21 protein-coding genes are annotated in these 18,878 nt (G+C 69.2%); 14 read left to right on the top strand and 7 right to left on the bottom strand.

Annotated elements, in window-relative coordinates:
- The first annotated feature begins 76 nt into the window (after positions 1-76).
- The 4 genes from ABZX12_RS03280 to ABZX12_RS03265 all read left to right on the top strand — a co-directional run bounded on the left by ABZX12_RS03280 (position 77) and on the right by ABZX12_RS03265 (position 3,820).
- Positions 77-508, top strand: coding sequence for a cupin domain-containing protein (locus tag ABZX12_RS03280; protein WP_355689362.1), 432 nt, complete (start codon positions 77-79; stop codon positions 506-508).
- Between the two features lie 7 nt (positions 509-515).
- On the top strand, positions 516-890 hold the full coding sequence (locus ABZX12_RS03275) for a DUF1304 family protein (RefSeq protein WP_355689361.1): 375 nt from the start codon (positions 516-518) through the stop codon (positions 888-890).
- 126 nt (positions 891-1,016) lie between these two features.
- On the top strand, positions 1,017-2,564 hold the full coding sequence (locus tag ABZX12_RS03270; RefSeq protein WP_355689360.1) for an alkaline phosphatase D family protein: 1,548 nt from the start codon (positions 1,017-1,019) through the stop codon (positions 2,562-2,564).
- Positions 2,565-2,566: 2 nt separating this feature from the next.
- Positions 2,567-3,820, top strand: coding sequence for a hypothetical protein (locus tag ABZX12_RS03265; RefSeq protein ID WP_355689358.1), 1,254 nt, complete (start codon positions 2,567-2,569; stop codon positions 3,818-3,820).
- A 1-nt stretch (position 3,821) separates the two neighbouring features.
- On the opposite strand, the gene ABZX12_RS03260 is transcribed toward ABZX12_RS03265, so the two are convergent.
- Entirely contained in the window at positions 3,822-4,433 is a 612-nt protein-coding gene (locus ABZX12_RS03260) for a zf-HC2 domain-containing protein (RefSeq protein ID WP_355689357.1), read from the bottom strand.
- The gene (locus tag ABZX12_RS03255) at positions 4,430-4,912 is read right to left on the bottom strand and encodes a sigma-70 family RNA polymerase sigma factor (protein ID WP_355689724.1); all 483 of its coding nucleotides are present in this window, start codon (positions 4,910-4,912) and stop codon (positions 4,430-4,432) included. The genes ABZX12_RS03260 and ABZX12_RS03255 overlap by 4 nt, the downstream gene beginning before the upstream one ends.
- Positions 4,913-5,029: 117 nt before the next feature.
- Between ABZX12_RS03255 and ABZX12_RS03250 the strand changes: the two genes are divergently transcribed.
- Positions 5,030-5,527: a hypothetical protein gene (locus tag ABZX12_RS03250; RefSeq protein ID WP_355689356.1), complete on the top strand. Its 498-nt coding sequence runs from the start codon at positions 5,030-5,032 to the stop codon at positions 5,525-5,527.
- Here ABZX12_RS03250 and ABZX12_RS03245 read toward each other — a convergent pair.
- From ABZX12_RS03245 to ABZX12_RS03235, 3 genes are all read right to left on the bottom strand, one after another.
- Positions 5,521-6,057 carry a YbhB/YbcL family Raf kinase inhibitor-like protein gene (locus tag ABZX12_RS03245; protein WP_355689355.1) on the bottom strand — a complete coding sequence of 179 codons (537 nt, stop codon included), beginning with the start codon at positions 6,055-6,057 and terminating at the stop codon, positions 5,521-5,523. The two genes, ABZX12_RS03250 and ABZX12_RS03245, sit on opposite strands and share 7 nt — an antisense overlap.
- A 20-nt stretch (positions 6,058-6,077) precedes the next feature.
- Entirely contained in the window at positions 6,078-7,358 is a 1,281-nt protein-coding gene (locus ABZX12_RS03240) for a phosphodiester glycosidase family protein (protein WP_355689353.1), read from the bottom strand.
- Positions 7,359-7,432: 74 nt separating this feature from the next.
- On the bottom strand, positions 7,433-7,843 hold the full coding sequence (locus tag ABZX12_RS03235; RefSeq protein ID WP_355689351.1) for a PPOX class F420-dependent oxidoreductase: 411 nt from the start codon (positions 7,841-7,843) through the stop codon (positions 7,433-7,435).
- 71 nt (positions 7,844-7,914) lie between these two features.
- Between ABZX12_RS03235 and ABZX12_RS03230 the strand changes: the two genes are divergently transcribed.
- Both ABZX12_RS03230 and ABZX12_RS03225 read left to right on the top strand, forming a co-directional pair.
- Positions 7,915-8,430, top strand: coding sequence for a MarR family transcriptional regulator (locus ABZX12_RS03230; RefSeq protein WP_355689350.1), 516 nt, complete (start codon positions 7,915-7,917; stop codon positions 8,428-8,430).
- Between the two features lie 69 nt (positions 8,431-8,499).
- The gene (locus ABZX12_RS03225) at positions 8,500-9,426 is read left to right on the top strand and encodes an AEC family transporter (RefSeq protein WP_355689348.1); all 927 of its coding nucleotides are present in this window, start codon (positions 8,500-8,502) and stop codon (positions 9,424-9,426) included.
- Positions 9,427-9,617: 191 nt separating this feature from the next.
- On the opposite strand, the gene ABZX12_RS03220 is transcribed toward ABZX12_RS03225, so the two are convergent.
- Together ABZX12_RS03220 and valS are read right to left on the bottom strand one after the other, a co-directional pair.
- Positions 9,618-10,085, bottom strand: coding sequence for a hypothetical protein (locus ABZX12_RS03220; RefSeq protein ID WP_355689346.1), 468 nt, complete (start codon positions 10,083-10,085; stop codon positions 9,618-9,620).
- Between the two features lie 720 nt (positions 10,086-10,805).
- The gene (valS, locus tag ABZX12_RS03215) at positions 10,806-13,346 is read right to left on the bottom strand and encodes a valine--tRNA ligase (protein ID WP_355689345.1); all 2,541 of its coding nucleotides are present in this window, start codon (positions 13,344-13,346) and stop codon (positions 10,806-10,808) included.
- A gap of 74 nt (positions 13,347-13,420) precedes the next feature.
- On the opposite strand from valS, the gene ABZX12_RS03210 reads away from it, so the two are divergent.
- The 7 genes from ABZX12_RS03210 (at position 13,421) to mreD (ending at position 18,849) form a co-directional block, all read left to right on the top strand.
- Positions 13,421-14,779, top strand: coding sequence for a folylpolyglutamate synthase/dihydrofolate synthase family protein (locus ABZX12_RS03210; RefSeq protein WP_355689344.1), 1,359 nt, complete (start codon positions 13,421-13,423; stop codon positions 14,777-14,779).
- The gene (locus ABZX12_RS03205; RefSeq protein WP_355689342.1) at positions 14,776-15,138 is read left to right on the top strand and encodes a DUF4233 domain-containing protein; all 363 of its coding nucleotides are present in this window, start codon (positions 14,776-14,778) and stop codon (positions 15,136-15,138) included. Before ABZX12_RS03210 ends, ABZX12_RS03205 begins: the two co-directional genes overlap by 4 nt.
- Before the next feature lie 3 nt (positions 15,139-15,141).
- Positions 15,142-15,552: a nucleoside-diphosphate kinase gene (ndk, locus tag ABZX12_RS03200; RefSeq protein ID WP_355689341.1), complete on the top strand. Its 411-nt coding sequence runs from the start codon at positions 15,142-15,144 to the stop codon at positions 15,550-15,552.
- Positions 15,549-16,196 (top strand): CatB-related O-acetyltransferase, encoded by a 648-nt coding sequence (locus tag ABZX12_RS03195; RefSeq protein ID WP_355689339.1) that lies wholly within the window; start codon positions 15,549-15,551, stop codon positions 16,194-16,196. The genes ndk and ABZX12_RS03195 overlap by 4 nt, the downstream gene beginning before the upstream one ends.
- Positions 16,197-16,338: 142 nt before the next feature.
- Complete coding sequence (locus ABZX12_RS03190; RefSeq protein WP_167219028.1) at positions 16,339-17,355, top strand: rod shape-determining protein; 1,017 nt, start codon at positions 16,339-16,341, stop codon at positions 17,353-17,355.
- An 11-nt stretch (positions 17,356-17,366) separates the two neighbouring features.
- Positions 17,367-18,311 carry a rod shape-determining protein MreC gene (gene mreC, locus ABZX12_RS03185; protein WP_355689338.1) on the top strand — a complete coding sequence of 315 codons (945 nt, stop codon included), beginning with the start codon at positions 17,367-17,369 and terminating at the stop codon, positions 18,309-18,311.
- 1 nt (position 18,312) lies between these two features.
- Positions 18,313-18,849 carry a rod shape-determining protein MreD gene (mreD, locus tag ABZX12_RS03180; protein WP_355689336.1) on the top strand — a complete coding sequence of 179 codons (537 nt, stop codon included), beginning with the start codon at positions 18,313-18,315 and terminating at the stop codon, positions 18,847-18,849.
- Positions 18,850-18,878 lie beyond the last annotated feature (29 nt).

The raw sequence follows: 18,878 nt of genomic DNA, 5'->3' as shown, positions 1-18,878 counted from the left end.
TGGGGATTCCGGCGGCCCGGAGGAGCCCGTCCGCACGGGATGCCGCCGGCGTACGTCGCTGTCTACCGTCGCAGCCATGAACGAGACCGTGCACCTCAGCAACGCGGGCAGCGGCGTCGAGTACGTCGCGCCGGACGCGACCGTGACCGTGAAGATCGCTGCCGAGCACACCGGTGGGCAGTACGAGCTGTTCGAGATCGACGCCCCGCGCGCCGACGCCTCGCCGCCGCACACCGAGTCGTGGAGCAAGGCGTTCTACGTCCTGCAGGGCCGAATCCTTGTGCAGGCAGGGGATCAGGGGTACGACCTCGGGCCCGGCGCCTCGATCAGCATCCCGGCCGGCACGGTGAACACCTTCTCCGTGCTCACGCCGTCGGCGAAGTTCCTGGCCATCAGTCAGACCGGCCGGATGGGCGCCTTCTTCGCGGATCTGGCCGGCGCCGATCCCACCGACTACGCCGCGCTCGGAGAGATCACCAACAGGCACGGCGTCAGGGTGTCGCTGTGAGGTCGCTGTGAGCACCGCGGCGCAGGTCCTCGCGATCGTGATCGCGATGCTCCTCGCAGGGGTCTGGCTGATGGAGTCGTTCTTCTACCGCCACCCGCGGCTGTACCCGATGTTCCTGCTGGAGCGCCGGGACTTCGACGCGGTCCGGCTGTGGATCGTGAACCTCGGCTTCTACAACCTCACGACGGGCATCGCGCTGGCGCTCGGCGTCGTCCTCGCCCGGACCGGGCACGTACCGCAGGGCGAGGCGCTGGTCGCATTCACCGCGGGGCAGCACGTCTTTCTGGCTCTCGTGCTGCTCGCAACGGAGCGGCGACTCTGGTTGAACACCCTGCTCGAAGGGGTTCCGACCGCCGCGCTGCTGTTCCTCGTTCTGCTGTAGGAAATTTACCAGTTCTGCGCAATCATGGGCACGGAGCACCACGCGCACTCAAGGTTCCCGAACGGTCACCAGGAGTTCGACCGGTTCGGGAGCCTACCGCCCTGAGTACCCGTGAAGGTGAGGCTCATGAGCCCAATCAGTCGCAGGACCCTTGTTCTCGGCGGACTCGCCGCGGCCGGGGCCGGCGCCCTGCCAGCTGCCGCCCAGTCATCCGTGATCACCGCCACCGCCGCCGTCCCGTACCCCTTCCAACTCGGCATCGCGTCCGGCGAACCCGACGCGAACAGCGTCGTCCTCTGGACCCGTCTGGCCCCCTCACCGCTGAACGCCGACGGCCAAGGCGGGATGGCGAACGCCGACGTCGCCGTCGACTGGCAGGTGTCGACCACCGACACCTTCAGCACCCTGGTCGCATCCGGAACGGTCACGGCGCAGTACGCCGCCGCCCACTCGGTGCACGTCGTCGCCGGCGGTCTCAGCCCGGACGCCGACTACTTCTACCGGTTCCGCGCCCAAGGTCACATCTCGCCTGTCGGTCGCACCCGCACCGCCCCTGCGGTCGGCACCAACGGACGCGATCTCGTCATGGCGTTCACCTCCTGCGCGCACTACGAGGAGGGCTACTACACCGTCTACCGGCGGATGGCCGAGGAGAGCCCGGGCCTGATCCTCTTCCTGGGCGACTACATCTACGAGTACGGCGCCACCACCGGCCGGCCGCGGCTGCACGCCGGGACGACGGAGATCGTGTCGCTAGCGGACTACCGCCGCCGGTACGCGCAGTACAAGTCGGATCCCGACCTGCAGGCAGCGCATGCGGCCGCGCCGTGGATCGTCGTACCGGACGACCACGAGGTGGAGAACAACTACGCGAACATGGTGCGGGCGGACAGTACGCCCTCGCTCACCACGGCGCAGTGGACCGCGCGCCGGACGGCGGCGTACCAGGCGTACTACGAGAACATGCCGCTGCGGCCCGCGCAGGCCAACAGCGGTAACTCGATCCCGTTGTACCGCCGGTTGCGCTGGGGGAGTCTCGCGACGTTCCACATGCTCGACACGCGGCAGTACCGCAACGACCAGGCCTGCGGCGACGGGTGGAAGGTGTGTTCCGACGCCGACCTCGCCACCCGCAGCCTGCCGGGCAACGCCCAGGAGACCTGGCTGCTCGACGGTCTCAACCAGCACTACGGCACCTGGGACATCCTGGGCCAGCAGGTGTTCTTCGCCCGCCGGTTCGACTCGGCCGGCGCCGGGAGTATGGACGCGTGGGACGGCTACCGCGCCTCCAGGGCCCGCATCCAGCAAGGCTGGATCGACCGCGGCACTCGCAACCCTGTAGTGCTGACCGGCGACGTCCACCGGGCTTGGGCCAGCGACCTGAAGGCCGACTACAGCAACGCGAGCTCGGCCGTCATCGGCTCCGAGTTGGTGACCAGCTCGGTCACCTCGAGCGGTGACGGCGACGGGTCCACCACAATCCCGAACCTGGCAGAGAACCCGTGGCTGAAGTTCTACCAGAACCGACGCGGCTACATCCGGACGACGATCAGCCCGACGCAGCTGCGGGCCGACTTCCGTGCGGTCGCGAAGGTGTCGGAGCACGACGCCGCGGTCAGCACGGCGAAGTCGTTCGTCATCGAAGAAGGCCGGCCCGGATTGCAGGCGGTGTGACGATGAAGAGAACTCTGGCGATCACCACACTGGCAGCCACTGCGCTGACCTTCACCGCGACCACGGCCGACGCGCACATTGCCGCGCCCACTTGGGTGACGGCGAACAGTGTGTCCACCGGCGACCAGGACGCCGCATCGGTTGCGATCAACCGGAACGGGTACGTCGCTGTGGCGTGGGAAGACGACCGCGACACGGACAACGCGACCGACCCCGTGCACAGCGAGATCTACCTCCGCCTGTTCCGAAACGGCACATCTGTGTACGAGACGAAGCTGTCGGCGGGCGGCAGCAGCGGTGTGACGAACTGGCGGCACCTGCACCCAGACGTCGGCCTGGACGACAAGGGCAACGCCGTCGTCGTCTGGCAGGACGACCCGGACGGCAACGGGTACTACAACATCCCGTACCGCGTCGTGAACACGGCCGGCACCGTCACAGCCTCCGGCAACGCCAACAGCAGCTCGACCGGTCAGCAGATCAACCCCCGCGTTGCTGTGGACCCGGACGGCGCGCCGTCCGGTGCTGCCGTTGCCTTCACCGTGGTGTGGGAAGACATCCAGACCGGGGCGCAGCCGACCGTCAAGGCGGCTGGGTATACCGGGCCGAGTACACGTGCCTGGCAGGTGACGGCCTCGCAGACGACCGGCCAGCACCACAACCCGGACGTGGCTGTCTCTGCGTCCGGCGATGCCGTCGTCGTGTGGGACAACGACAGCGATGGCAACGGGTACTACCAGATCGGGCTGGTGCGACTCGCCCGCACCAGCGGCGCGCTGACACTGCCGCGACAATCGGCGAACGCTTCGGGCGGCGGTCAGCAAAGGCACGCCGCGGTCGCAGCCGATTTCAACGGCGACTTCGCGGTCGCCTGGGAGTCCGACCACACCGGCACAGCCGGCGTGTGGACACGCTCGTTCACCTCGTCAGGCGCCGGGCGGTACGCGGACACCGAAGTCGCGACCGGCGGGACGGCTCCGTCGATCGGCATCGACGACCAGGCGCAGACCGTTGTCGGCTGGACAGTCCCGGGTGCCGACCCGGACGTCTGGGTGCGCGGGTTCGGCACGGACGGGACCGACACGGGACGCCTGTCGTCGCAGCGGCTCAGCTCGGCGACCGACGGCCGGCAGGAGCAGATGACGCTCGCTGTCTCGCCGTACGCCGAAGTCGCCGTCGCGTACACCGACGACAGCGACGGCAACACTTATGACCAGGTCATCCTGGGTCTGGGAATCTCCAACAACAGCTGGTGATTCAGTGCGTCGTGGGGGATACCGTGCTCAGTACGGTGTCCCCTGCGTCGACGACTTCCAGGTGGTCGATGTCGCCGAGCGGGATCGACGTACTGGCTGGAACCTCGGCCTGGTAGCTGCCGTTCGCGGCCCACCAGCCGGCTGTCTCGACGGTCCCGTCGCGGCCGTGGACGACCAGCGTGCAGTGCTCGTACGGCTTCAGGTCGCTCAGTCGGAGCTGGATGTCGGTACCCCAGCCCCGACTGGTCAGTTTGGCTGTGGTGTCGATTCCACCGATCCCGTCCGTCGCTGTCCAGGTCGCTGACGCCGGTGCGGTCAGCAGACCCCAGCTGAGGACGCCAGTTGTGACCGCTGCCACCGAGGCGGCGATCAGCGCCGACCACCTACGCCGCGGACGTTTCTTGCTCAGCTGGAGCGGCGCAGGCTCCGGCTGATCCGCTTCGATGTCCTCGACCGGCACGGCATGAAGCAGCCCCGGCAGATGCGCGAACTGCAACAGGGTCTCGCGGCACGCCGTACACGACACGAGATGCTCCTCCACCGCACGACGCTCGGACGCCTCCAGCGCACCGAGCACGTAGGTGCCGATCGACATCGTCTCCGGGCACGTCATGATCCGGTCACACCTCGTTCCTCCAGTGCTGCGCGCAGCGCGTGCAGTGCGTAGTAGCTGCGGGACTTCACCGTTCCCGGCGGTACGCCGAGGACGGCCGCCGCCTCGTTGACGGTGCGCCGGCGGTAGAACAGCTCGACGATCACCTGCCGGTGGTCCGGGCTGAGCCCGCGCAGCACGTCGACCACCTGCCAGACCTGCAGCACCCGGTCGATGTCGTCGCCGAGCGCCGGGAACTCGCGGTCGTCGATCGGCACCTCCGTCACCCGGGCCCCCTGCCGGCGCCGCCCGGAGATCACCAGGTTCCGGGCGACCGTGAACAGCCAGCGCCCGGCCCGGTCCGTATCCAGGTCGGCCGCGTGCGTCCAGGCGCGCGTCATCGTCTCCTGCACGATGTCCTCGGCGTGCTGCCGGTCGCCCACCGAGCGCAGGACGTAGCCGAACAACGGCCGCCGGTACTTGTCGTACAGCGCGCGGATCACTGTGTCGTCATCCACATCCAAGGAGTACGCACGGCGGCGGTGGAAGGTTCAGTGGAAGGTTCAACTGAACCGTGGCGCCGGATCCCGCGTATCTGCTGGGGAGAGGAGATCCTGATGAAAACCACAATCTTGTTGCTAGGCGCAACGGTGGCGGCGCTGGCCGGGCTGACTGCCTGCGGCGGCTCTCAGCCGGCTGCGGGAGGCGGCGCGGCGCCGGCCGGGGCCGCGGTCTCGGTCAAGGACGTCAACGGCGTCGGGCAGACACTCGTCGACGCTTCCGGGAAGACCCTGTACTTCGCCGACCAAGAGGCCGGCGGCGCGCTCAAATGCACGGGCAGCTGCCTGAGCTTCTGGATTCCCGCGACCGGGGACTCCCAGGCGGTGCAGGGCCTGGCCACGATCAAGCGGTCCGACACCGGTGCGGAGCAGCTCACGTTCCAGGGCAAGCCGCTGTACACCTTCAAGCTCGACACCGCCGCGGGCGAGGCCAAGGGCAACAACTTCTCCGACGCCTTCTCCGGCGTCGGTTTCACCTGGCACGCTGCCACCACGACGGCGGCCGCAGCCCCGACCAAGGCACCGTCGTCGTCGGGCGGCGGCTACGGCTACTGACGCGCGTAGACCGCGGTCAGCCGGCCGCGGGCGATGCTCTTGCCGTCGATCGCCTCCAGCGCCTCGCCGACGTCGGCGCCGTTGGGAAGACCCGTCGGCCCGGACAACGCATAGACGGTGAAGCGGTAGTGGTGGGTGCCGCTCGGCGGGCAGGGCCCGTAGTACCCGGTCTTGCCGCCGGAGTTCTTCGCCTGCTTCACGCCGGGCGGCACGCCGCCCTCCGCGAGCGAGGCGGCGGTCGCCTCGAGATCCAGCACGACCCAGTGGGTGAACGTACCGCGCGGTGCGTCGGGGTCGTCGACGACCAGGGCCAACGCCGCGGCGTTGGCCGGGATCTGTTTCCAGGTGAGCGGTGGAGCCACGCCAGCGCCGTCGCAGGTGTATTTGCGCGGGATCGTCTCGCCGTCGCGGAACGCCGTACTGGTGACGGTGATGCTGTCCGGTGCGGTCACGGCCGGCTCCTTCCCCGACTGGTCGGCGCCGCAGGCTGCCGCGCTCACCAGCACGGCAGCCCAGAGCACCAGTCGCATACCTTCAACGTACTACCGGTTCACCGACCCGGGACGAAGACGACTGCGTCGCCGACGGCTCGCTCGGCGCCGCCGGTGCTGCTCGGGTGGTTCACGACGGTGCCGTCGCCGAGTGCCATTGCCGTCGAGCCGCCGCCGTCGAGGTTGATGGCGTCGTGCAGGCCGAGCGCGTCCGCGACCGCCGCGGTCTCGGCCATCGTGGTGCCGACGCTCGTGGTCTGCCGGCCGTCGATCGTGGCCAGGACGATGGTCCCGCCGCGCGTGGTCCCGGCGATCGTGCGCGGATTGCGGTCGAAGAAGCTGCCGGTGCCGTCCGGTACGACGATCTCGCCGTTTTTCGTCAGCTGGTAGCGGCCGGTCACGCCGTAGAGTCCGCTGCGCAGCGCGACCTTGCGGCCGCTCTCGTCCGACACCGCGAGGTCCGTGCGGAGGCAACCCTTCGCCAGCTGGCGCAGCGCGACGGTGTCCTGGCCGGTCGCCTGCAATGACGTCTGGCTCGGGCTGAGCGTCGTGCCGCGCGTGGTCGCCGTACGGACGACGCAGCCGCGGCGGTCGAGCACGACCTCGACGCCGGCGCCGGCCGGGGTCGCGGCGCCGAACTCCGGCGTGAACCGCACGACGTCACCCGGCGCCGTGCACGCGGTCTGATCGGGCAGCGTGGCGCACGCCGTCGGGACCACCGGCGGGTGATCGAGGAACTCCAGCGGGAGCTCGGCGCCGGTGGCGCGGCTGCGGACGGCGCCGGTCCAGCGCAGGTGGCCGGTGACGACTCTGTTGCTGTTGGCATCGATCACCAGATTGGCCTCGGTCGGGTCGGTGAGCGGCTCGCTGAGCAGCTTGCCGTCGAAGAGGCCGAGGCCGACCGGATCGCCCGGGTACTGCGGGTTCGCGGTGAACGTGAAGAACGACGCGTTCACGCCGGCCAGGGCGCCGGCCGACTTCACCAGGTCAGAGGTCTTCTCGACGCGGGCCAGGTCGGGCCCGTACGTCGCCTTCAGGTGACCGCGGGCCGTCCGCGGGTCGATGGTGAGCACGTTGACGACCCAGGGGCCGCGCGGCGTCGTGTTGATCTGGTCGGCCGACGCCGGGTCGGTTCCGCGCACGATCCGGGTCAGCGTGACGCCGCGCGCCAGCGTCTGGTCGGTACGCGTCTCGGCCAGATCGGCGTCGCCGAGCGGCAACCCCTGCTCGGCCTGCTCTCCGGCGGGAGCTGCAGTGGCGGCGGGAGCGCCGACGGTCAGGGATCCGAACACCGCGGCCGCTGCCAGCGCGGTCGTGAAGACTCGAGCGGAAGTAGTCATACCCCATCCTGGAAGGATGCGGTGGAATCTTTCCAGACCTCGCCCCGACTCGTAAGCAACTTCCAGGTTACGGTTCAGCGCCGGCTCGGCGCCCCTTCCGGTGTGTGGACGGTGCGGGTCGTGAAGGGGCGGCCGTCCAGGTTGAAGCTCCAGGACACGGTCGGCGTGATCCGCAGGTACGCCGCGGCGCCGAATTGGCCGTCCCGCTCGACGAGTTCCGCCTCGCCGTAGATCCGGAGGTAGCGGGGGATCCACGGGCGGGCCGACACCAGGTCGTCGATCACGAACGCGACCTTCGTGTTCCCGTCGCGGATGTTGCGGTACTTGCGGGTTCGGACCGGGTCGATCCCCCCGATGTAGAGGTGCGTGCCGTCGTACTCGAAGCCGACCGGGACGGCGTCCGGCTGGCCGTCGTTCGCGACGGTGGCGAGCCGGCCCAGGGGCTGGGACCGCAGGTAGGCGGTCTCCGCTTCGCTGAAGGACATCGATCCTCCTCGATAGTTCATCCCATGTACTGTATGTGTCATTAACTATACATCCCCTGTACCATGGAGTGGTGAGTGAGACGAAGACGCCGCCGGACGCGGCCCGCGCGCGGCGCTTCGCCGGATGGGCGCAGGTGCACGGCGCGGACCTGGACCCCGCGGATATGGACGTGGTGACCGGGCTCGTGCAGGTGACCGGTCTGGTGCAGGGCATCTACAGCGGCATCTCCGAGCGCCACGATCTGACGCCACAGCAGGCGAGGCTGCTGTGCGTCCTGCTGGACGGACCCAAGGGCATGGCCGAGCTCGCGCAGTGTTTCGGCGTCGAGAAGGCGGCGCTGACGGGTCTGATGGACCGCGCCGAGAAACGCGGCCTGGCGGAACGGTCGCCTGTTCCCGGTGATCGGCGGGCCGTGCGGGTGACCCTCACCGAGCCTGGCCGCCGTGCCGCCACCGCTTTTCACGCGGAGGTCGGCAAGGCCCTCGACGACCTGGTCGGGCAGCTCAGTGCGGCCGACCGGGAGCACTTCCGGGCAGTCCTGGCCGGGATCGTCGCGAGGTGCCGCACGTCACCGTCCAGCTCCTGAGCATCCGTGTTCTACGGACAGCGCTTACCTCTACCATCGAGTGCGTGTCCAGCTCGCTGAGTACCTGAGATGTCCGCCGTCGTCGGTGCCTTCGGCGCATTGGTCGCGGTGGCCGTGCTCGGGTACGTCGTCGGCGTTCTCGGCGTACTGCGCTCACAGGACGAACTCGTCCTGTCCCGGCTGGCGTTCTTCGTCGCGACGCCGGCGCTGCTGTTCACGACCGTCGCGCGGGCCGACCTGCAGGCGATCTTCTCGGTCGTCCTCGTCACGAACCTGATCAGCCTCTTCGTGGTGCAGGTCGTGTTCCTGCTGGTCGCGGCGGTGATCTGGCGGCGGAGCAGGTCCCAGGCGACGATCGGTGTGCTCGCGTCGTCGTACGTGAACGCGGGCAACCTCGGCGTCCCGGTGGCGGCGTACGTGCTCGGCGACGGTGCGTTGGTCGCACCCATCGTGTTGTTCCAGGTGCTGGTGATGGCGCCGGTCGCGTTCGCCGTACTGGACGGTGACCGGCAGGGGAGCGGGCGGCGCGTGTCGCTGCGGACCGTCGTCACGCGACCGCTGCGCAATCCGCTGACCGTGGCCTCACTGCTCGGACTGCTGGTTTCGCTGCTCGGCGTGAGGTTGCCCGAGCTGGTGATGCGCCCGATCGACCTGATCGCCGCAGCGGCGGTACCGGTCGCGCTGATCGCGTACGGGCTGAGCCTCAGCGCCGGGACGAAGGACTCGATCACCTTGCGGCGCGACGTCGTACTTGCCGTCGGGCTGAAGACGTTCGCGCAGCCGCTGATCGCGTACGCAATCGCACGCTGGGTCCTCGACCTACACGGTCCCGCCCTCCTGGCCCCAACCCTGTTGGCCGCCCTACCTACCGCCCAGAACGTCTACGTCTACGCCGTCCACTACCGAGCCAGCCGCACCCTCGCCCGAAGCGCAGTCCTCCTCAGCACCCTGCTCTCGATCCCGATCATGATCCTCATCGCCGGCCTGCTCACCTGACTCACCGCCAGGCAGACAGCAGCTGCTCCGGACCAACCGCCCGGCCGCGGTCCTCCACCCGGTGCAGCAGCCTGTCTAGGGTCTCAAGCTCGCGGGTCCGGCCGTAGAACTGACTCCAGGCGCACCGTCCGTAAGAGCACCGAGTCAGATACAACCAAAGATGAACGCACCAAACTTGGTTGTCTTCTCGTCTAGCGCATGGCTTTGAAGGCTTCTTCGGCGACGGGGGCTACCTGGTCGACCGTGACGCCTTCGTTGGCGACCTGGGCGATGACGGTGAGGGTGTTGGAGCCGCGGTAGCACTGCGTGAGGAGGTTGCCGACCGCGTCGATACAGGTGGACTGGCCGATCTTCTTGATCTTGTCCGGGCTCGCGCCGGAGTCCGCGACCACCTTGTCGACGTCGACCCGGCCGCGGAGCGCGATCAAGACGAAGAATCGGTCACCTTCGAGGCTGCCGTACGCCTCGACCATCACCTTCTTGCCGTCGTTGATCTGGCTCAGCCGGTCGCGAATCTGATCGAGCTGAGCCTCCGTACGGATCTTCGGATCCGTGATCCGATCCAGTCCCGCGACCTTGGCCGGAGGGGTGATCGCACGCTCGGCGTTCAGCCTGCTCAACGGGCCCAGCCCCCACACATACCCGAGCAGAGCCAACACCCCCAATACCACCACAGCCCCACCAACAGTCACCCAGGGCCCACGAACCCCGAACCGTCGCAGCCCCTTCTTCCCCGCCTTCCCACCCGCAGCCGCCTGTCCGTCCGCCTCCGCAGTCACGGTAGCCACCCCGCCACCACCAGCCCGATTACCCGAACCCGCGCCCGCCGCGCCCACACCCACCGCCTTCCCAGCCGTACCGGCGCCCGCCGTACCGGCATCCGACGTACTTGCTTCTGCCGCGGCGGCGCCTCTCACCGACTGTTCACTTGCAGAGCTGCTGTTTGCTGCAAGCTCGTCCGGTCCGCCGTCTGTTGTTGCCTGCTGGGCGGTGCCGTCGTGTGTCGTGAGCCCGGCCGTCTCGGTTGACGGGGTCTCGGACGGCTCGGGGGAGGCGGGGTCGGTGGCCGGGACTGCGGGCAGTTCGGCGGTGTCGGCGCTGGCGTCGGCCGAGGTATCAGACGAGGCGGTGGCCGGGCTGTCAGACGACGCGGCTTCCGGCGTGCCAGACGGGGTGGTGGGCCGGTCCTTTGGATGCGCCGGGTTGGTGGGGTCGCTCATCGGTTGGCTCCTCGGACGGTCGGGTCACGGGGTGCAGCTCTTGGCTCGCCCCGATGGTTCCACATGATGACAAAGCGATCTCACAGGGTGAGGATTCACCCGGCCGGAACACGAGTGCCCGCCTCCCCGGGCCGGGGCGGCGGGCACTCGGCGGACCGGTCAGAGTGTCGCGACGACCTTGACCGCATCGGAGTCGTCCGCGTTCCAGACGATCTCGCCGGTGATCCGCCCGGCGGCGCGCAGGTCCGGCTCGGCCCGCTCGGCCAGCGACAGCCGCGCCGCGGGACCGGTGACCTCGACCTTGGAGACCTCGGTCTTCATCGAGACCTGCGCCTCGGACTTCGCGCCCCGGATCCCCGCGAGCACCTCGGAGACCGCGTCCAGCACCTCGGGCTCCTGCGCCGCCACTGCGACGTCACCGTCCGGTGTCGGCCAGGACGCCAGGTGGATCGAACCCTCCTGCCACCACGACCAGACCTCCTCGGTCGCGAACGGCAGGTACGGCGCGAGCAGCCGGAGCTGGACCGACAACGCCACCGCCAGCGCGGCCTTCGCGGAGGCCGCCGGCGCCTCGCCCTGCCCGCCGTACGCCCGCTCCTTGACGAGCTCGACGTAGTCGTCGCAGAACGTCCAGAAGAACCGCTCGCTGATCTCCAGCGCGCCGGTGTAGTCGTACCGCTCGAAGGCCGCCGTGGCATCGGCGACGACCGCACGCAGCCGCTGCAGCATCGCGAGGTCGACCGGCTCGGTGACGGCGGACGTGTCGACCGTGGTCGCCCCGAACCCGAGGACGAACTTCGACGCGTTCAGAACCTTGATCGCGAGCCGGCGCCCGACCTTCATCTGCGACTCGTCGAACGGCGAGTCCAGGCCCGGGCGCGCCATCGCCGCCCGCCAGCGGACCGCGTCGGAGCCGAACTTCTCCAGGATCTCCGACGGGACGATCGCGTTGCCCTTGGACTTCGACATCTTCTTGCGGTCCGGGTCGACGACGAACCCGGAGATCATCGACCGCGCCCACGGCAGCGAGCCGTTCTCGAAGTGCGCCCGGACGACCCGGGAGAACAGCCAGGTGCGGATGATCTCGTGCGCGTGCGTGTTCAGGTCCATCGGGAAGGTCCGGCGGAACAGGTCCTCGTCCCGCTCCCACCCGCACGCGATGTGCGGGGTCAGCGACGACGTCGCCCAGGTGTCCATCACGTCGGGGTCGGCCTCGAACCCGCCCGGCTTGCCGCGCTGCGCCTCGTCGTACCCGCGGGGAGCCTGTGAGGTCGGGTCGATCGGCAGCTCGGCCTCGGACGGCATCAGCGGGTGGTCGTAGTCGACCTCGCCGTCGGCGTCGATCGGGTACCAGACCGGGAACGGGACGCCGAAGAAGCGCTGGCGGGAGATCAGCCAGTCACCGTTCAGCCCCTCGACCCAGTTCAGGTAGCGGTGCCGCATGTGCTCCGGGACCCAGGCCAGCTCGTTGCCGCGCTCGATGAACTCCTGCTTGAGGCCCGCGTCGCGGCCGCCGTTGGTGATGTACCACTGCCGGGTGGAGACGATCTCGAGCGGCTTGTCCCCCTTCTCGTAGAAGTTCGCCATCCGCTCGGTCTTCTTCGGCTCGCCGTCCAGGTCGCCGCTGTCGCGCAGCTTCTGGACGATCAGCTCGCGCGCGCTGAAGACGGTCTTGCCGGCGAGCTCGCCGTACAGCTCGGAGCCCTCGAGCCACGCCGGGGTGTCGCGCAGCAGCCGGCCGTCGCGGCCGATGACCGTGCGGACCGGGAGCTGCAGCTCACGCCACCACTGGATGTCGGTCTGGTCGCCGAACGTGCAGCACATCGCGATGCCGGCGCCCTTGTCCATCTCGGCGGCCTCGTGCGCCAGGACCGGGACCTCGACACCGAACAGCGGCGACGTCACCGTCGTCCCGAACAGGTGCTTGTAGCGGTCGTCGTCCGGGTGCGCGATCAGCGCGACACAGGCCGGGATCAGCTCCGGCCGCGTGGTCTCGATGTAGATCGGGCCGTCGGCGCCGTGGAACGAGATCCGGTGGTAGGCGCCCGGATACGGCCGGGCCTCGAGCTCGGCCTGCGCGACCGCGGTCTGGAACGTGACGTCCCACATCGTCGGCGCCTCGGCCAGGTAGGCCTCGCCGCGGGCGAAGTTGCGCAGGAACGCGCGCTGCGACGTCCGCCGGGAGTCCTCGGAGATCGTGGTGTACAGGTGTTCCCAGTCGACGCTCAGGCCGACCCGGCGCCACATCGCCTCGAAGGCCTGCTCGTCGATGTGGGTGAGCTCACCGCACAGCTCGACGAAGTTCTGCCGGGAGATCGGGAGCTGCTTCTTCGGGTCCGGCTTCTCCGGCGGCGTGAAGTCCGCGTCGTAGGGCAGCGACGGGTCGCACTTGACGCCGTAGTAGTTCTGGACGCGGCGCTCGGTCGGCAGGCCGTTGTCGTCCCAGCCGATCGGGTAGAAGACCTTCTTGCCGCGCATCCGCTGGAAGCGGGCGACCAGGTCGGTGTGGGTGTAGCTGAAGATGTGCCCGACGTGCAGCGACCCGGAGACCGTCGGCGGCGGGGTGTCGATGGAGAACACATCGGCACGCTCGGCGGTGCGGTCGAAGGCGTAGGTCTGCTGCTCCTTCCATACGGCAGCCCACTTCTCCTCGAGGCCGTCGAGGCTGGGCTTGTCTGGAACGCGGGACGTCTGGCTCATGCGCACAATGTTAGTGGTTGTCAAGGGGTGCTTCCGACCGGTTGTCCACAGTGCTCTCTAGACTTGGCCTCCTGATGAGCGACCTCTCCTTCGCCGAAGTGTCGGCACGGCTCCAGCAGCGCTGGCCGGAGCACAAGATCGAACCCACCCTGGAGCGCGTCCAGCGGCTCGTCGAGCTGCTCGGCGACCCCCAGAAGGCCTACCCGGTGGTGCACCTGACGGGCACCAACGGCAAGACGTCCACGGCCCGCATGATCGACACCCTGCTGCGCGAGGCCGGGCTGCGTACCGGCCGGTTCACCAGCCCGCACCTGGAGTCGGTGCGGGAGCGGATCACGCTCGACGGCGAGCCGATCAGCGAGGAGCTCTTCGTCGAGGCGTACGAGGAGATCGCGCCGTACCTGGACCTCGTCGACGCCGAGCAGGAGCACCCGCTGACGTTCTTCGAGGCGATGGTCGGCATGGCGTACGCCGTGTTCGCCAACACCCCGGTCGACGTCGCGGTGATCGAGGTCGGCCTCGGCGGGACCTGGGACGCCACCAACGTCGCCGACGGCACGGTCTCGGTGATCACTCCGGTCGCGGTCGACCACGCGCACCTGCTGGGCGCGGATCCGGTCACCATCGCGGGCGAGAAGTCCGGCATCATCAAGCCCGGCGGTACGGCGGTGATGGCGCAGCAGAGCCTGGACGTCTTCGAGGTCCTGCTCCGCCGGTCCGCCGAGGTGGGCGCGCAGGTGGCCCGCGAGGGGATCGAGTTCGGCGTCGTCAGCCGGACGCTCGCGGTCGGCGGCCAGGTCGTCTCGATCAAGGGCCTCGGCGGTGAGTACGACGAGCTGTTCCTCCCGCTCCACGGCGAGTACCAGGCGCACAACGCCGCCACTGCGGTCGCGGCCGTCGAGGCCCTGCTCGGAGCGAGTCCGGAGACCGAGGGCCGGGTCACGACCGAGCTGCTCCAGGCGGGGTTCGAGCAGGTCACCAGCCCGGGGCGCCTCGAGGTGGTCCGGCAGAGCCCGACGATCGTGGTCGACGCCGCGCACAACCCGCACGGCGCCGAGGCGACCGCGGCGGCGGTGTCGGAGGCGTTCCAGTTCCAGCCGCTGATCGGCGTCCTCGGCTGTATGAAGGACAAGGACGTGTACGGCGTCCTCGAGGCCTACGAGCCGATCATGGAAACCGTCGTCTGCACCCGGAACAGCTTCGTCGAGCGGTCGATGCCGGCCGAGGAGCTCGGCGAGCTGGCGGCCGAGGTGTTCGGCGAGGAGCGGGTGCTGGTCCGCCCGCACCTGATCGACGCGATCGACGACGCGATCCGCCTCGCCGAGGAGAACGCGGTCGCGCTCGGCAGCGGCGGCGTCCTGATCACCGGCTCCGTCATCACCGCCGGTGAGGCGCGGGCGCTGCTGGTCCGCAAGGGCAAGGATCAGACATGAGGTCGCTCGCGTCGATCGTGCTCGCGTTCGAGTCGGTCGTCCTGGCCCTGGTCACCCCGGTGATGATCTCGGTCGCCGACGTCCGCCCCGCGGTGGCCGTCCCGGTCTGCCTCGGGTTGTTCGCGCTGGCGCTCGTCGCGACCGGTCTGCTCCGCTTCCGGGCCGGGTACGTGCTGGGCTCGCTGGTCCAGGTCGGCGCGGTCGGGCTCGGCTTCGTCGTCCCGGTGATGTTCGTCCTCGGCCTCGCCTTCGCGGCCTTCTGGGTCGCGGCGATCGTCCTCGGCCGCCGCATCGAGGAGACCAAGAGAGCGCAGGAGCAGCTAGGCTCAGCCGGCCAGACCACTTCGAGAGAGAGTTGACAGATGTCGCAGCGCACCCTGGTCCTGCTCAAGCCCGACACGGTACGCCGTGGCCTGATCGGTGAGGTGCTGGGCCGGTTCGAGGCCAAGGGGCTCCGGATCGTCGCCATGGATCTGCGCACGATCGACGGCGAACTGGCCGACCAGCACTACGCCGAGCACGTCGAGAAGGCCTTCTACCCGCCGCTGCGGGACTTCGTGGTCAGCGGCCCGATGGTCGCGATGGTCCTCGAAGGCGACGAGGCCATCGAGGTCGTCCGCGCGCTGAACGGCGCCACCGACGGCCGCAAGGCCGCCCCCGGCACGATCCGCGGCGACCTGTCGCTGTCCAACCGCGAGAACCTCGTGCACGGCTCCGACTCCGCGGAGTCCGCCGCCCGCGAGATCAAGATCTGGTTCCCCGACCTGCCGTGAACCTGTCCGAAGTCCCCGACCCCGGTGTGCTGCACCCGATGCCCGGGCAGTCCCGGGTGGTGCTGCTCAAACCCCTGGTGACCTCGCCGCTGATCGAGGTCGGGGAGTTCTCGTACTACGACGACCCGGACGACCCGACCGCCTTCGAGACCCGCAACGTGCTGTACCACTACGGCCCGGAGAAGCTGGTCATCGGCAAGTTCTGCGCCCTGGGCGAAGGCGTCCGTTTCGTCATGAACGGCGCCAACCACCGGATGGACGGCCCGTCGACGTTCCCGTTCCCGATCATGGGCGGCTCCTGGTCCGAGCACTTCGACCTGATCACGGGTCTGCCCGGCCGCGGCGACACCGTGATCGGCAACGACGTCTGGCTCGGTTACCAGACCCTGATGATGCCTGGCGTGCGGATCGGCCACGGAGCGATCGTCGCCTCCGGCTCCGTCGTGACGACCGACGTCCCCGACTACGGCATCGCCGGCGGCAACCCGGCCAAACTCATCCGCCGCCGCTACAGCGACGCGGACGTCGACCGCCTCCTCACGATCGCCTGGTGGAACTGGCCCCTCGACCACCTCACCAAGCACCTCCCAACCATCATGTCCGGCACCGTCGACGACCTGGAGAAGGCGGCCGAATCGCTGTAATTGCAAGGCCGTTGCGGACTGCAGGTGCTCGGACCGATACGATCTGTCTTGGGCGGACGGGTCGTGTCGGTCCACGGGCTGTGCGCGGGCGGCGCTTAGCCTGGTCGGGGGTCGAGTGGGAGGTGCCGCGGTGGCGAACAGCATGCTGGGCCGCGACATGGCGGTTGATCTCGGGACGGCGAACACGCTGGTGTATGTGCGTGGCCGGGGCGTCGTGCTGAACGAGCCGTCCGTGGTGGCGACCCGGACCGACGAGCCGCAGGAGGCGGTCGCGTTCGGTCACGAGGCGAAGAAGATGATCGGGCGGACGCCGGGCAACATCACCGCGATCCGCCCGCTGAAGGACGGCGTGATCGCCGATTTCGACGCCGCCGAGCAGATGCTGCGGTACTTCATCCAGCGCGTCCACCGCCGGCGGTACTTCGCGAAACCGCGAATCGTGGTCTGCGTGCCGTCCGGGATCACCGCGGTCGAGCAGCGCGCGGTCCGCGACGCCGGGTACATGGCCGGCGCCCGCAAGGTGTACATCATCGAGGAGCCGATGGCCGCCGCGCTCGGATCCAATCTCGAGGTCCGCGACGCGACCGGCAACATGGTCGTCGACATCGGCGGCGGGACGACGGAGGTCGCGGTCATCTCGTTCGGCGGCATCGTGACGAGTCAGTCGATCCGGGTGGCCGGCGACGCCATCGACAAGGCGATCGTGAACTACTGCAAGAAGGAGTTCTCGCTGCTGCTCGGCGAGGCCACCTCGGAGCAGATCAAGATGACGATCGGGTCGGCGTTCCCGACCACCGACGGTCCGGACAGCGAGATCCGCGGCCGGGACATGGTCTCCGGCCTGCCGCGCACCGTGAAGGTGTCGTCGGCGGACATGCGGCAGGCGATCGAGGAGCCGATCACCGCGATCGTCGACGCGGTGAAGGCGACGCTGGACAAGACCCCGCCGGAGCTGGCCGGCGACATCGTCGACCGGGGCATCGTGCTGACCGGCGGCGGCGCGCTGCTGAAGGGCATGGACGAGCGGCTGCGGCACGAGACCGGCATCCCGATCCACGTCGCCGAGAACCCGCTGGACGCCGTCGTGCTCGGCGCCGGCAAGTGCGTCGACAACATCGAGACCCTCAACCGCATCCTGGTCACCGACAACCGGCGCTGAGGTAGCAGGCGATGCTCAAAGACCTCGGTACGCCGTCGACCCGGAGCGCGTTCCGCTCGGCAGGGGAGGCCCCGCTGCGTTCGGCGGGTACGCCGCGCGAGGTGCGCCGCCGCCGGACCGTTCTGCTGCTGGTGGTCCTGGCCTGTTTCACGCTGATCGTGCTGGACGCCCGCCGCTCGGCCGGATCGCCGGTCGAGCCGTTACGGGAGGCCGCGGCCGGGGTCTTCGGCCCGCTCGAGTCCACCGCCACCTCGGCGCGGCAGCCTGTGGACAACCTCCGCGACCGCTTCGCGGAAATGGATAGGTTGAAAGCAGAGAACGAAAAACTGAAGAAGGACAACGAGGACCTGACCAGGGAGCTGAACACCTCCGACTACGCCCGCAACCGGGCGCAGGAGTTGGACAAGCTGCTCAAGGTCGCCCCGGCGTACACGATGACGCCGGCCCGGGTGATCGGCATCGGTGGCGCGCAGAACTTCAGCCACACGGTGACGATCGACGCCGGGACGGCGGACGGTGTGCGCACCGACATGACGGTGCTGAACGGGACCGGTCTGGTCGGCCGGGTGGTGCGGGTCACCCAGGGGACCGCGACCGTGCTGCTGATCGGCGACCGCAACTCGACCGTGGGCGGCCGGCTGAACGCGACGATGGCGCTCGGTTTCGTCTCCGGGCGCGGAGACGTGGCCGGCACCCTCGACTACAAGCTGGTCGACCCGAAGGCGCGGCCGAAAGTCGGCGACCGGATCGTCACCTGGGGCTCGAGCGGCAACGCGCCGTACGTGCCGGGTGTCCCGATCGGTGTCGTCACCTCGGTGACGCCGAACCAGGGCGCCCTCGGGTCCACCGCGACCGTCAAGCCGTATGTCGATCCGACCCGGATCGACACCGTCGGCGTGGTGACCGGGCCTCCCGCCCGGCCGCCGCGCACACAAATCACCGGGAAGGGGAACTGACGTGATTGCACTGCGCATCGGGTTGGCTGCCCTGTTCCTGATGATCGCCGTCACCGTGCAGACGTCCGTGCTGACGAACATCGCGGTCGCCGGCGTGACCTGCGACCTGACGCTGATCGTGGTGATCGCGCTGGCGCTGTCCCGCGGCCCGGAGTGGGGTGCGATCGCGGGGTTCGCCGGCGGCCTGATGCTCGACGTCGTGCCGCCGGCCGACCACACCGCCGGCCGCTGGGCGCTGGGCCTGGCCATCGCCGGCTACGTCGCCGGGCTGATCCGCCGCGAGACGTCCGGCAGCCCGGTCGGGCCGCTCGGTGTCGCGTTGACGGTCGTGCTCGGGACCGCGATCTCGTTCTTCCTGTACTGCGCCACCGGATCGCTGCTGCACGACCCGACCGTCGACTGGAGCGAGTTCGGCGTCCGTCTCGGCATCGCCGCCGGGTACGACGTGGTCGGCGCGATCGTCGTGATCCCGCTGGTCATGTGGCTCATGGGCCGCGTCAAACCGGTCCGCGAACGCAGCAGGCGAGTCGCACCATGAACGAGCGAAGCGGGTTCATCATCAAACAC

The organism is Kribbella sp. NPDC003505, from assembly GCF_040610875.1.
GTDB lineage: Bacteria > Actinomycetota > Actinomycetes > Propionibacteriales > Kribbellaceae > Kribbella.
This window is presented reverse-complemented; position numbering and strand designations above follow the sequence as displayed.

Excerpts from the sequence above, each read along its gene's own strand:
- ABZX12_RS03280 (WP_355689362.1), top strand. The coding sequence starts at position 77 with ATGAACGAGACCGTGCACCTCAGCAACGCGGGCAGCGGCGTCGAGTAC.
- ABZX12_RS03270 (WP_355689360.1), top strand. The coding sequence starts at position 1,017 with ATGAGCCCAATCAGTCGCAGGACCCTTGTTCTCGGCGGACTCGCCGCG.
- ABZX12_RS03265 (WP_355689358.1), top strand. The coding sequence starts at position 2,567 with ATGAAGAGAACTCTGGCGATCACCACACTGGCAGCCACTGCGCTGACC.
- ABZX12_RS03260 (WP_355689357.1), bottom strand. The coding sequence starts at position 4,433 with ATGACGTGCCCGGAGACGATGTCGATCGGCACCTACGTGCTCGGTGCG.
- ABZX12_RS03250 (WP_355689356.1), top strand. The coding sequence starts at position 5,030 with ATGAAAACCACAATCTTGTTGCTAGGCGCAACGGTGGCGGCGCTGGCC.
- ABZX12_RS03245 (WP_355689355.1), bottom strand. The coding sequence starts at position 6,057 with ATGCGACTGGTGCTCTGGGCTGCCGTGCTGGTGAGCGCGGCAGCCTGC.
- ABZX12_RS03240 (WP_355689353.1), bottom strand. The coding sequence starts at position 7,358 with ATGACTACTTCCGCTCGAGTCTTCACGACCGCGCTGGCAGCGGCCGCG.
- ABZX12_RS03235 (WP_355689351.1), bottom strand. The coding sequence starts at position 7,843 with ATGTCCTTCAGCGAAGCGGAGACCGCCTACCTGCGGTCCCAGCCCCTG.
- ABZX12_RS03225 (WP_355689348.1), top strand. The coding sequence starts at position 8,500 with ATGTCCGCCGTCGTCGGTGCCTTCGGCGCATTGGTCGCGGTGGCCGTG.
- valS (WP_355689345.1), bottom strand. The coding sequence starts at position 13,346 with ATGAGCCAGACGTCCCGCGTTCCAGACAAGCCCAGCCTCGACGGCCTC.
- ABZX12_RS03210 (WP_355689344.1), top strand. The coding sequence starts at position 13,421 with ATGAGCGACCTCTCCTTCGCCGAAGTGTCGGCACGGCTCCAGCAGCGC.
- ABZX12_RS03205 (WP_355689342.1), top strand. The coding sequence starts at position 14,776 with ATGAGGTCGCTCGCGTCGATCGTGCTCGCGTTCGAGTCGGTCGTCCTG.
- ndk (WP_355689341.1), top strand. The coding sequence starts at position 15,142 with ATGTCGCAGCGCACCCTGGTCCTGCTCAAGCCCGACACGGTACGCCGT.
- ABZX12_RS03190 (WP_167219028.1), top strand. The coding sequence starts at position 16,339 with ATGCTGGGCCGCGACATGGCGGTTGATCTCGGGACGGCGAACACGCTG.
- mreC (WP_355689338.1), top strand. The coding sequence starts at position 17,367 with ATGCTCAAAGACCTCGGTACGCCGTCGACCCGGAGCGCGTTCCGCTCG.